The sequence below is a fragment of the Methylibium sp. genome, from assembly GCF_035762065.1.
Lineage (GTDB): Bacteria > Pseudomonadota > Gammaproteobacteria > Burkholderiales > Burkholderiaceae_C > Methylibium.
The window spans coordinates 62,814-73,688 of sequence record NZ_DASTPW010000015.1; the positions used below are offsets into that span (position 1 = coordinate 62,814).

General features: G+C 74.4%; 12 protein-coding genes and 1 pseudogene. 3 read left to right on the plus strand and 10 right to left on the minus strand.

Annotated elements, in window-relative coordinates; all coding sequences use genetic code 11:
- Positions 1–57 precede the first annotated feature (57 nt).
- Both VFR90_RS05260 and VFR90_RS05265 read right to left on the minus strand, forming a co-directional pair.
- On the minus strand, positions 58–876 hold the full coding sequence (locus VFR90_RS05260) for a class I SAM-dependent methyltransferase (protein ID WP_326405030.1): 819 nt from the start codon (positions 874–876) through the stop codon (positions 58–60).
- A 31-nt stretch (positions 877–907) separates the two neighbouring features.
- Positions 908–1,180, minus strand: coding sequence for a DUF4242 domain-containing protein (locus VFR90_RS05265; protein WP_326405031.1), 273 nt, complete (start codon positions 1,178–1,180; stop codon positions 908–910).
- Between the two features lie 295 nt (positions 1,181–1,475).
- Between VFR90_RS05265 and VFR90_RS05270 the strand changes: the two genes are divergently transcribed.
- A complete protein-coding gene (locus tag VFR90_RS05270; protein WP_326405032.1) occupies positions 1,476–2,003 on the plus strand; it encodes an OsmC family protein in 528 nt (175 codons plus the stop codon).
- A gap of 10 nt (positions 2,004–2,013) precedes the next feature.
- Positions 2,014–3,051: an AraC family transcriptional regulator gene (locus VFR90_RS05275; RefSeq protein ID WP_326405034.1), complete on the plus strand. Its 1,038-nt coding sequence runs from the start codon at positions 2,014–2,016 to the stop codon at positions 3,049–3,051.
- 45 nt (positions 3,052–3,096) lie between these two features.
- On the opposite strand, the gene VFR90_RS05280 is transcribed toward VFR90_RS05275, so the two are convergent.
- From VFR90_RS05280 to VFR90_RS05315, 8 genes are all read right to left on the minus strand, one after another.
- Positions 3,097–3,972 (minus strand): 23S rRNA (adenine(2030)-N(6))-methyltransferase RlmJ, encoded by an 876-nt coding sequence (locus tag VFR90_RS05280; RefSeq protein ID WP_326405035.1) that lies wholly within the window; start codon positions 3,970–3,972, stop codon positions 3,097–3,099.
- A gap of 34 nt (positions 3,973–4,006) precedes the next feature.
- A complete protein-coding gene (locus tag VFR90_RS05285) occupies positions 4,007–4,801 on the minus strand; it encodes a ChaN family lipoprotein (protein ID WP_326405036.1) in 795 nt (264 codons plus the stop codon).
- Positions 4,798–5,436 (minus strand): MOSC domain-containing protein, encoded by a 639-nt coding sequence (locus tag VFR90_RS05290; protein WP_326405038.1) that lies wholly within the window; start codon positions 5,434–5,436, stop codon positions 4,798–4,800. The genes VFR90_RS05285 and VFR90_RS05290 overlap by 4 nt, the downstream gene beginning before the upstream one ends.
- Positions 5,433–5,855, minus strand: a complete 423-nt coding sequence (locus VFR90_RS05295) for a VOC family protein (RefSeq protein WP_326405040.1) — start codon at positions 5,853–5,855, stop codon at positions 5,433–5,435. Before VFR90_RS05295 ends, VFR90_RS05290 begins: the two co-directional genes overlap by 4 nt.
- Positions 5,856–5,899: 44 nt before the next feature.
- On the minus strand, positions 5,900–7,012 hold the full coding sequence (gene modC, locus VFR90_RS05300; RefSeq protein ID WP_326405041.1) for a molybdenum ABC transporter ATP-binding protein: 1,113 nt from the start codon (positions 7,010–7,012) through the stop codon (positions 5,900–5,902).
- A complete protein-coding gene (gene modB / locus VFR90_RS05305) occupies positions 7,009–7,704 on the minus strand; it encodes a molybdate ABC transporter permease subunit (RefSeq protein WP_326405043.1) in 696 nt (231 codons plus the stop codon). Before modB ends, modC begins: the two co-directional genes overlap by 4 nt.
- A 165-nt stretch (positions 7,705–7,869) precedes the next feature.
- A complete protein-coding gene (gene modA / locus VFR90_RS05310) occupies positions 7,870–8,676 on the minus strand; it encodes a molybdate ABC transporter substrate-binding protein (RefSeq protein WP_326405044.1) in 807 nt (268 codons plus the stop codon).
- A 120-nt stretch (positions 8,677–8,796) separates the two neighbouring features.
- Positions 8,797–9,672: a substrate-binding domain-containing protein gene (locus VFR90_RS05315; RefSeq protein ID WP_326405046.1), complete on the minus strand. Its 876-nt coding sequence runs from the start codon at positions 9,670–9,672 to the stop codon at positions 8,797–8,799.
- 262 nt (positions 9,673–9,934) lie between these two features.
- On the opposite strand from VFR90_RS05315, the pseudogene VFR90_RS05320 reads away from it, so the two are divergent.
- Positions 9,935–10,875, plus strand: a pseudogene (locus VFR90_RS05320) (phosphoenolpyruvate carboxykinase (GTP)); the annotation flags it as partial.

Sequence of the window (10,875 nt, forward strand, 5' to 3'; positions counted from 1 at the left end):
GAGAAGTGGCCGGGTCACGGCCGTGGGGTTGACGGGTGGATCGGCGAAGCCGCGCGCTCAGCGCCGCGTGACGACCGCCTCGAGGTAATCGCCGGGCACGACGAGCGCGCGCGCGCCGCCGCGGTTCATGCCGTCGAGGAGCTCGACCAGATCGGCCTGCAGCGCCTGCGCCTTGTCGGCCGACAGGCTGGCGAAGGCCTTCAGCACCGGCCCGTACCAGGTCTTGAAGACATCGACGAAATGCGCCGCCGAGCGGTAGCGGAAGTTGAACTGCCGCGTCGTCACGTCGATGCGGGCCGCGCGCTCACCGAACAGCTGCTGCAGATGCGCCTCGGCGCCCCACAGCGACGGCGGCTGCAGCCCGGCCGGCGGCGGCACGTGGCGCCCCAGCACCTTGAACATGCGACCGACGACGCTGTCGGGCGTCCAGTTCGCCAGGCCGATGCGCCCGCCGGGGCGGCACACGCGCGCCAGCTCGGCGGCCGTGGTCGCGTGGTCGGGCGCGAACATCACGCCGAAGGTCGAGAGCACGACGTCGAAGCTCGCGTCGACGAAGGGCAGCGCCTGCGCGTCGGCGACCTGGAACTTCACGTCGAGCTGCTCGGCGCGGGCCCGCTCGGCGCCGCGTTCGAGCAGCGCGGGAACGTAGTCGGTGGAGGTCACCTGCGCGCCGCGGCGCGCGGCGGCGAGCGTCGCGTTGCCGTTGCCGGCGGCGACGTCGAGCACGCGCTCGTCCCAGCGCACGTCGCAGGCCTCGGCGAGCTGCTCGCCGACGATCTGCAGCGTGGTGCCGATCACCGCGTAGTTGCCGCTGGCCCAGGCGGCCTGCTGGCGGGTCTTGATGGCGTCGAAATCGATGGTGGCGGGGGTGTTCATCGCGGGTCTCCTTGGGGTCGGTGATGGGGCTTCAGTCGGCGGTGACGGCGTCGATGACCGCGCCGACGCGCGCGACGCTGGTCACCGGGAAGTCGCCGCGCCGGGCGTGTTCGTGGATCAGCGCCTCGTCGTCGGCGAGGTAGATGCAATAGAGCTTGTCGGTCGTGACGTAGCTGTGCTGCCACTGGATGCGCGTGCCGAGCTCGTCGAGCACGCGCTTGGATTTCATGGCGATCGCCTTCAGGTCGCGCGGCGTCAACTTGCCGGCCTCGGGGATCTCGCGTTCGATGACGTACTTGGGCATGGAGGTCTCCATCGGTTGGATGCACGGATGCAGAGCTCGTCGGGGAACTGCGAGGGCGACGAAGGAAGGCCGCTGCATGGGAAGCACTGTCGGCCGGCGCTGCCGATGCGTCCTGCCTGCGCGTCGGCAAGAACTGCTTGCGCGTCCGACGCGGCTCCACCACGCAGTGGAGAAGTTGCCCGCGCGTCCGCATCGGTTGCCCGAGCGTCCGCGGGCTCCGGCTCCTCGACGCGGGACGGCGCGGCGCGGCGCTGTCGCGCTCAGAATCGACGCCGCGCCGATGCAGGAGAACCGCATGGAAACCCGAACCGTCGCCGAAGCGCTCGACCGCATGCAGTCGGTCCTGCAGCGCCGCCCGCAGGCCGGCCTGCACGCCGACTCGACCGCCAGCGCCCGCTGGGCCGGCGGCACCCGCTTCGTCACCCGCCATCCGAACGGCTTCGAGATGCCCACCGAGATGCCGGCCGAGATGGGCGGCGCCGACGGCCGCGTCACGCCCGGCTGGCTGTTCCGCGCGGGCCTCGCGGCCTGCGCCGGCACCTGCATCGCGCTGCTCGCGGCGCGCGAGGGCATCGAGCTCACCCGGCTCGAATGCGAGGCGAACTCGCGCTCCGACGCGCGCGGCCTGCTCGGCATGCGCGAGGCCGACGGCCGCGCGGTGGGCGCCGGGCCGCTCGAAGTCGAACTCGCGGTGCGCATCGCCGCGCGCGCGGTGAGCGCCGAGCGGCTGCGTGCGCTGGTCGAGCAGGCCTGCGACCGCTCGTGGGTGTCGTGCGTCGCGCGCGACGCGACCCCGGTCGCGCTGCGCATCGACGTGGGCTGAGGAGCCGGCGATGGACGCTCTTTCCGAGACGCTGCGCGTCGTGCGCCTGGTCGGCGCGATCTTCATCAACGGCCGCTTCAGCGCGCCGTGGTGCTACCAGTCGCCGCATGCCGACGGCGTCGCGGCGCTGCTGGAGCCGGGCGCGGAGCGCGTCGTGATCCTGCACATGCTCACCGCGGGCGAGTGCTACGTCGAGATGGAAGGCCGCCCGCCGCTGAAGCTGCTGGCCGGCGATGCGGTGATCTTTCCGCAGGGCGACGCGCACCGGATGAGCTCCGAGCCCGGCCTGCCGCCGGCCACCGGCGGCGTGAAGCTCGCCACGGTGCTGTCGCGGCGGCCGGCGCAGCTGGCCTACGGCGGCGGCGGCGCGACGACGCGGCTGGTCTGCGGCTACCTCGCCTGCGACGCGCGGCTCGCCCGGCTGCTGCTCGACGGCCTGCCGCCGGTGGTGAAGGTCAGCGTGCGCGACTCCAACGCCGGCGGCTGGCTCGAGGCCTCGGTGCGCTACGCGCTGGCCGAGGCGCGCTCACCGCGTGCCGGCGGCGAAGGCGTGCTGGCGAAGCTGGCCGAGCTGCTGTTCATCGAGGTGCTGCGGCTGCACATGAACGAGCAGGCCGAGGGCCGCACCGGCTGGCTCGCCGGCGTCGGCGACCGCATCGTCGGCGCCGCGCTCGCCGCGCTGCACCGCAGGCCCGCGCATGCGTGGACGCTCGAGGAGCTGGCGCGCACCGCCGGCACCTCGCGCTCGGTGCTGGCCGAGCGCTTCCAGCTGCTGGTCGGCCAGTCGCCGATGCAGTACCTGACGCAGTGGCGCATGCTGCTCGCGGCCCAGCTGCTGCGCGGCAGCAGCGCGCCGCTGGCGAGCGTGGCCGGGGACGTCGGCTACCAGACCGACACCGCCTTCAGCCGCGCCTTTCGCCGCGAGTACGGCGCACCGCCGGCCGCCTGGCGGCGCAGCCAGGCGGCGCGACTGCAGGATGCGCACGCGTCGAACGACCCGCACGGTTCGCACGAAGCGCACCACGCCCGCGACGAGCAGGTCTGCTGAAACGCGCGTCGCGGCGGCGCACGCCCAGGCGCCGGCACCTTGCCGTCAGCGCCGCTTCGCGTTCGTCGCCTTCGGCTCGTGATGCTCGAGCGCGTACGACGCCCCGTCGTACTGCGCCAGCGCCTTCGCGAGGAAGGGCAGGCTCTGCTTCAAGGCCGCCTGCAGCGTCCACGGCGGGTTGATCACGACGACGCTGCTGCCGGCCAGCCCGAAGCCCTGCCGGTCGGGCGGCTGCACGGTGAGCCGAGCGTGCAGCCAGCCGCGCTGCGAGGCGTTCGCGGCGTTGGTCAGCCGCTTCGGCAGCTGCTGCGCGGCCAGCAGCGTCACCTGCGGCACCCAGACGACGACGACGGCTTCGGCGAAGCGCTGCAAAGCCTCGCGCACCGAGCCGACGACCAGCGTGTAGTCGGCCTTCATCTCGTAGGCCGGGTCCATCAGCACGACGCCGCGGCGCGAAGGCGGCGGCAGCTGCATCGCGAGGCCGCTGAAGCCGTCCTCGCCGTGCACCTCGGTGTGCGCGCGGCCGGCGTGGTGGACCGCGAGGTTCTGCAGGTCGGCCGGGTGCAGCTCGTACAGGCGCAGGTGGTCCTGCGGCCGCAGCAGCATCCGCGCGATCTCGGGCGAGCCGGGGTAGCGGCCGAGCCCGCCTTCGGGGTTGAAGGCGCGCACCAGCTCGACGTAGCGCGCGACCGCTGCGGGCAGGTCGTCGCGCGCCACGAGCCGCGCGATGCCGCGATCGGCCTCGGCGTTCTTGCGCGCCTCGGGCGCGAGCAGCGAATAGCCGCCGGCGCCGGCGTGGGTGTCGATCAGCGTGTAGCCCTTGTCCTTCTTGGCCATGTGGTCGAGCACATGGACGAGGACGGTGTGCTTGAGCACGTCGGCATGGTTGCCGGCGTGGAAGGCGTGGCGGTAGGCGAGCATCGGGCGATTGTCGCGACGCGCCGTCGCGCGGCGGTCACCGCTTCGGCGCGAGCTTGTCGGCGAGGCCGGCGCAGTGATCGACCGGCGGCAGCGCGGCGGTCGGCCGGGTTTCGTCGAAGCCGGCGTTCGATGCGCCCGGCGCCGCGCCGGCGGCCAGCAGCACGCTGCGGCGGCCGAGTGCGGCCGGCAGGTGGCGCGGCACGCCGCGCGTCGCGTCGGCATGCGCGGCGCCGCTGACCAGCACCACCACCTGGCCAGGTCGCGCGCGCTGCGCGAGCGTCTCGGCCATCGCCATGTCGCGGGCGAGCTGGATGCGCGTCATGCCGGGCAGCTGCGACTCGGGCAGCAGGCGGCAGTGGCCGTCGCGCACGTCGCCGCGCAGCCGCTCGAGCGTCGCGGCATCGACGCGCGCGTCGAGCCCCGCGTCCTGCATCGCCGAACGCATCGCCGCGCGCGGCAGGTTGGCGCCGACCACCGGCACGCCCGCGCGCACCGCGGCCATCACGACCGGGCCGTAGGCGGCCCACGGCCAGCCGCGCTCGTCCCAGGCGAGCGCGCGCTGGACGGTGGCTTCGTCGGCGCCGCGCGGCAGGCCGTCGGTCGCATGGCCGCGTTCGGCCATCTCGAGCGCAAGCGCGGCGAGCCGGCCGCGGCCTGCGAGCTGCTCGACGACATCGCGCTCGATGCGCTGGTGCTCGGCGGCATCGTGCTGCTCGCCCAGCAGCAGCACCTCGGCATGCGGCCAGGCCGGATCGCGCCGCCAGGGCTCGGCGGCGCAGGCCGCAAGCACCAGCGCCGCCAGGGCGGCGAGCGCGGCGCGCAGCTTCATCCGCCGCGCCGCATCTGCGCGCGAAACAGTTCGGGGATGCCGACCTCGCGCGCGCCGGGCACGATCTCGAAGCGCTCGCCGGCGGCGATCGTGCCGGCGCTGCGCACCGCCAGGTAGAAGCCGCACCAGCCCGACTGCGCCATCAGCTTGGAGGCCTGGCTGAAGCCCATCACCGCGTTGAACTTGAAGCAAGGCTGGCGCGGCCCCGCGACCGCCAGCTCGCAGCGCGGGAAGCGCAGCAGGTCGCCGACCCACACGTCGCTCTCCGCGACGCCTTCGAGCGTCAGGTTCTCGCCCATGAAGCCCGGCGGCAGCGCTTCGTCCCACAGCGAGACCTTGGCCTGCGCGCGCACCGTGCGCCAGAAGGCGTAGTGCTCGCCCGGGTAGGCGTAGACGGCCTTGTCGATGCCGCCATGCACCGTCGGGTCGGCCTGCTCGTCGGCGCGTTCGCGGCCGGCCGGGTCGCCGTCGGGGGCCACATGCACGAGGCCGAGCCTGCGCACCTGCACGTCGCCCTCGACGCCGCGCTTGCCGATGCCGCTCATCACGTTGCGCCCGCCGCTCGACGTCGGCACGCGCAGCGGCCTGGCCTGGCCGAGGTTGACGCTGAGGACGCGGCCGTCGGCGGCCGTCATGCGCCGGCCCCGCCGCCGGGCTGCGAGGTGACGTGCCAGTGCAAGCCGAAGGGGTCGCGCACCGTGCCGCTGCGGCCGTAGTCCTGGTCGCGCAGCGGGTAGACGAGCGCGGCGCCGAGCTCGACCGCGCGCGCGACCGTCGCGTCGGCATCGCCCACCTCCAGGAAGAAGCCGACCGGCGAGGCGCTGTCCTCGGCGGCCGGGATCTCGGGGTAGGCCGGGTTGTCGTGCGACAGCATCAGCAGTGCGTCGCCGATGCGCAGCTGCGCATGCGCGATGCGTGCGCCGTCCATGTGGCGCATCACTTCCCGCGCGCCGAAGGCGGCGGCGTAGAACGCGATGCCGGCCTCGGCGTCGCGCAGCGAGAAGCAAGGCGTGAGCGCATGCAGCGCGCCGGAGGCGTAGCGTCGGGTGGTCATGGCGGGCTCCTCGTCGAAGCGCGCCGTGGCGGGCCGACCCGCGTTCAGCGCTGAACGGCGGTCGCGCGGCCCTCGACGGCGACGGCCTTGAAGCTTGCCACGAGGTCCTGGCCGGGCGCGATCGCAAGGGCATGCACCGAGCGGCGCGTGACCAGCGACCACAGCCGCTCGCCGGGCGGCGAATCGGGCCCCGCCAGCCCCAGCTCGACGGCCGCGTACGGCGGATCGCGCTCGATCACCTGAAGCACGCTGCCGCGCAACTGGTTGCTCGCGCTCGAGGGCAGCACCTCGCGTTGCAGGGCTACGTCGCGCGCCCGCACGCGCAGCCGCACGAGGCTCGCGGCCGCGGCCTCGATGCGCGGCACGACGATGCGCTGGCCCGCCACCTCGACCACCGACAAGGCCCATGCGTCCACCGCCTCGACCACGCGGGCGGCGAGCACGCTGCCCGCCTCGAAGCGGCCGACCAGCGGGCCCAGGCGCAGGTCGCTCAGCAGTTCGAGCGCGGCGCCGCTCGCCGCGACCCGGCCTTCGGAAAGCAGCACGACGCGGTCGGCCAGCCGCATCACCTCGTCCATCTGGTGCGTCACGTACAGGATCGGCAGCGCGAGCCGCGCCGGCAGCTGCGCGAGGTAGCCGAGCAGCTCGTGGCGCCGCGCCGGGTCGAGCGAGGCGAGCGGCTCGTCCATCAGCAGCGCGCGCGGCTTGCCGAGCAGCGCGCGGCCGATCGCGACGCGCTGGCGCTCGCCGCCCGAGAGCTGATGCGGCCGGCGCGCGAGCAGCGGCTCGATGCCGAGCAGCGCGACGACCTCGTCGAAGCCCGGGCCCGGCGCCGTGGCGGGCGCGCGCCGGGCGCCGTAGAGCAGGTTCGCGCGCACCGAGCGGTGCGGGAACAGCCGGCCGTCCTGGAACACCAGGCCGAAGCGGCGGCGGTGCACGGCGCAGTCGATGCCGCGGACGCGGTCGAACAGCGGTTCGCCGTCGAGCACCACCGTGCCGCGCAGCGGCACGAGCAGCCCGGCCGCGGCCATCAGCAGGCTGCTCTTGCCGGCGCCGCTGCGGCCGATCAGCGCGGTGATGCCTTGCGGCGGCACGTCGATGCGCGCTTCGATCGTCTGCGTGCCGCGCGCGACGGCCAGGTCGATCTGCAGGCTCATCGCCCGCCCTGCGCGCCGAGCCAGCGCGCCAGCCGCCGGTGGCTCCACTGCGCCAGCGCCAGCGCCAGCAAGGCCAGCACGACCGAGCACAGCACCAGCCGCAGCGCCGCCTGCTCGCCGTCGGCGCTCTGCAGCGCGCTGTAGATCGCCAGCGGCAGCGTCTGCGTCTGGCCTGGCACGTTGGAGACGAAGGTGATCGTCGCGCCGAACTCGCCGAGCGAGGCGGCGAAGCCGAGCACCGCGCCCGACAGCAGCCCGGGCGCGGCCAGCGGCAGCGTGACGCTGGCGACCGCGTCGAGCCGCGACGCGCCGAGGCTGCGCGCCGCGTCCTCGAGCCCGCCGTCGACCGCTTCGAGCGCCTGCCGCACCGCGCGCACCATCAGCGGCAGCGCCATCACGGCGGCCGCGAGGACGGCGCCGCGGAAGGTGAAGACGAAGCTGATGCCGAGCCAGTCGTGCAGCCAGGCGCCGAGCGGCCCGCGGCGCCCGAAAGCCAGCAGCAGCGCATAGCCGATCACCACCGGCGGCAGCACCAGCGGCAGGTTGATCGCCGCCTCCAGCAGCGGCTTGCCCGGCCAGCGCGGGCGCGCGAGCAGCCAGGCCAGCGCGGTCGCGATCGGCAGCGCAAACAAGGTGGCGGTGGCGGCGACGCGCAGGCTGAGCAGCAGGGCCTGCTGTTCAAGCTCGCTCATCGCGGCGCCCCGGGTGCCGGGCTCGCCGCGGGCCGGCCGCGGTGCCCGTGCGCGGCAGGCCTGCGCGCCCGTGCGCCGGCGTCGGGCTGCCCGCGAGGCACGGGCCTGCGCGCATGCGGCACGGTGGCGCCGCTCATCGCGGCCGCATCGCGCGGGGCGCGCGTCTCACGGCCCGGGCGGGGGGCCGAAGCCGGCCTGGCGCAGCGCGGCCTGCGCGGCCGGCGCGAACAGATGCTGGAAGAAGCGCTGCGCGTCCGGCGAGGCGCCGTTCAGCAGCGCGGCCGGGTAGCGGATCGGCGGATGCGCGGCGAGCGGGAACAGCGCCAGCACCCGGACGTTCTTCGAAGCGAGCGCGTCGGTGCGGTAGGTGATGCCCAGCGGCGCCTCGCCGCGTTCGACCAGCACCAGCGCCGAGCGCACGTTGTCGGCGCGCGCGAGCCGCGGCTCGACCGCCGGCCACAGCGCCAGCGACGCGAGCGCCGCCTGCGCGTACCGGCCGACCGGCACGTGCGCCGGGTCGCCGGTCGCGATGCGCGCATCGGGCGTCGCCAGCAGCTTGCGGATCGGCGACTCGACGGCCGCGGCCGTCTCCTGCGGTGCGGCCGCCTCGGCGCTGCCGGGGCCGATCAACGCCAGCCGGTTCGCCGCCAGCTCGCGCCGCTGGCCGGGCGCGACGCGGCCGGTCTTCTCGACCGCGTCCATCCAGGGCTCGTCGGCGCTGACGAAGACCTGCGCGTTCGCGCCCTGCTCGATCTGGCGCGCGAGCGTCGAGCTGGCCGCGAAGGAGAACCTGATCTGCGTGAAGCCGCCGTCGCGGGCGATCTGCCGGAGCACGTCGGCCAGGCTGGCCGCGGCGAAGACGACCACCGCCTCGTCCTGCGCACAGGCCGCGCGCGGCGCGAGCGATGTCAGCAAGCCGACGCAGGCACCGATCACGAGGCCGCGGCGGACGAACACGGAGGACGACGGCATGGCCTGGCGGCTTCGAGCTTCGGGACACCTGCAGTCTGCGCGACCGCGCCGGCGCCGGCATGAGGGCATGCGATATATCCGAGCGGATACGACGCCTACCCGGGAGGCGCCGCAAGCGCGTCAGCCGGCGGCGCGGTAGCCGCGCCCGAAGCCGGCGACCGCGCGGCGACCGCCGGGCCCCGCGAGCCAGGCGACGGCCAGCCTGGCCGCCGGGTGATGGGCGCGGAAGGGGCGCATCAGGTGGGCGGTGGCGCGCTGGCGCGGGTCGTCGCCGAGCAGCACCGCGAGGCCGGGGTGGCGCGCACCGAGCGCCGCCCAGACGCCGCGCTCGACCAGCGCGTAGCCGCCGGCCTGCGCGGCCTGCGCGAGCAGCGCCGCCGGGCCGCCGCCGTTGGCCTGCAGCCAGGCACCGACCGCCTGGGGCCCGGCCGCCTTCCACAGTGCCTGTTCCAGAAAGCGCACGCCGCTGGGCTCGCTCGCCGCGACGTAGACCGCCTCGGCGCGCTGGCCGGCCGCGGCGATGTGCGCGAGCGCGCGCGCGATGTCCGGGCCGCCTTCGAGGGCGGCGACGCCGGCCGGGTCGGGCTGCGCCGGCTGCTTCTTCGTCGCCTTGCGCGGCGCGGGGCCGACCAGCAGCAGCGCCGTCTCGGCGACCGGCCGGCGGTCGTGGATCAGGTTCTGGCGCAGCAGCGAAGCTTCGAGCTCGGGCGCGAGGGTGAAGGCGGCGTCGAGTTCGCCGCGCTCGAGCTGCGGCAGCAGCAGGCCGCTCGGGCCGGCGCGCCAGTCGATCGCCAGGCCGGTGTCGCGCGCCAGTGCCGCACCAAGGCGCGGGGCCAGGCCGGAGAGCTGCAGCGAGGTCTCGACGCCGACGGCGAGCCGGCGCGCGGCAGGGTCCTGCGCCCGGCTCGCGCCGACGCCCAGCAGGCCGAGCCCGAGCGCCGCGACGCATGCGCGGCGGCCGGAAGACGAAAGACTGCGGCGCGCTGCGGACGACATGCGATCCATGTTACGGAGGCACCCGCGCTTGGCCGACCGGCGGGCCCGCCGCTTGCCTTCAAGGATGCGAAGTGCTGCTCACCCACCCGGTTCGGGTGTTCGGCATGCTTCCATGCCGAACGTGCATCCCCGGCGACATCGTTATAGGAAGCGGACTTCTAGACTGCCCTGGCGTGACCGTCGTGTGACGCTGCGGTGTCGAGCCATGCCGCGCCGGCCCACCGACCGGGCTTGCGCGAGATTTCTTGACCTCGGAGCCTCGATGAACCACCCCGCGATGAACGGCCTGCGCTTGAACGCGCCGGCCCATGTGAAGAACGTGCACCTGCTCGACTGGGTCGCGCGCATGGCTGCGTTGACGCAGCCCGACGCGATCCACTGGTGCGACGGAAGCGTTGCCGAGTACGACCGGCTCTGCGCGCAGCTCGTCGACGCGGGAACCTTCCGCCGCCTGAACGACGCGAAGCGGCCGAACAGCTACCTCGCCTGGAGCGACCCGAGCGACGTGGCGCGCGTCGAGGATCGCACCTTTATCTGCTCGAACAAGCGCGAGGACGCCGGCCCGACCAACCACTGGATGGCCCCGGCCGAGATGCGCGCGATCCTCGAGACGGGCAAGGCGGACGGCACGCCGGCGCTGTTCGAAGGCTGCATGCGGGGCCGCACGATGTACGTCGTGCCGTTCTCGATGGGCCCGCTCGGCTCGCCCATCGCGCACATCGGCGTCGAGCTCTCGGACTCGCCGTACGTCGCGGTCAACATGCGCCTGATGACGCGCATGGGCAAGGCGGTGCTCGACGTGCTCGGCAGCGACGGCGAGTTCGTGCCTTGCATGCACACGGTCGGCGCGCCGCTCGAGCCGGGCCAGCGGGACGTGAGCTGGCCCTGCAACCGCACCAAGTACATCGTCCACTACCCCGAGACGCGCGAGATCTGGAGCTACGGCTCCGGCTACGGCGGCAACGCGCTGCTGGGCAAGAAGTGCTACGCGCTGCGCATCGCATCGGCCATGGCCCACGACGAGGGCTGGCTGGCCGAGCACATGCTGATCCTCAAGCTGATCAGCCCCGAGGAGCGCGCGATCTGGTCCTTCGGATCGGGTTACGGCGGCAACGCCCTGCTCGGCAAGAAGTGCTACGCACTGCGGATCGCCAGCGTGATGGCCCGCGACGAGGGCTGGCTCGCCGAGCACATGCTGATCCT

Excerpts from the sequence above, each read along its gene's own strand:
- modA (WP_326405044.1), bottom strand. The coding sequence starts at position 8,676 with ATGCCGTCGTCCTCCGTGTTCGTCCGCCGCGGCCTCGTGATCGGTGCC.
- VFR90_RS05265 (WP_326405031.1), bottom strand. The coding sequence starts at position 1,180 with ATGCCCAAGTACGTCATCGAACGCGAGATCCCCGAGGCCGGCAAGTTG.
- modB (WP_326405043.1), bottom strand. The coding sequence starts at position 7,704 with ATGAGCGAGCTTGAACAGCAGGCCCTGCTGCTCAGCCTGCGCGTCGCC.
- VFR90_RS05275 (WP_326405034.1), top strand. The coding sequence starts at position 2,014 with ATGGACGCTCTTTCCGAGACGCTGCGCGTCGTGCGCCTGGTCGGCGCG.
- VFR90_RS05260 (WP_326405030.1), bottom strand. The coding sequence starts at position 876 with ATGAACACCCCCGCCACCATCGATTTCGACGCCATCAAGACCCGCCAG.
- VFR90_RS05270 (WP_326405032.1), top strand. The coding sequence starts at position 1,476 with ATGGAAACCCGAACCGTCGCCGAAGCGCTCGACCGCATGCAGTCGGTC.
- modC (WP_326405041.1), bottom strand. The coding sequence starts at position 7,012 with ATGAGCCTGCAGATCGACCTGGCCGTCGCGCGCGGCACGCAGACGATC.
- VFR90_RS05290 (WP_326405038.1), bottom strand. The coding sequence starts at position 5,436 with ATGACGGCCGCCGACGGCCGCGTCCTCAGCGTCAACCTCGGCCAGGCC.
- VFR90_RS05280 (WP_326405035.1), bottom strand. The coding sequence starts at position 3,972 with ATGCTCGCCTACCGCCACGCCTTCCACGCCGGCAACCATGCCGACGTG.
- VFR90_RS05315 (WP_326405046.1), bottom strand. The coding sequence starts at position 9,672 with ATGTCGTCCGCAGCGCGCCGCAGTCTTTCGTCTTCCGGCCGCCGCGCA.
- VFR90_RS05285 (WP_326405036.1), bottom strand. The coding sequence starts at position 4,801 with ATGAAGCTGCGCGCCGCGCTCGCCGCCCTGGCGGCGCTGGTGCTTGCG.
- VFR90_RS05295 (WP_326405040.1), bottom strand. The coding sequence starts at position 5,855 with ATGACCACCCGACGCTACGCCTCCGGCGCGCTGCATGCGCTCACGCCT.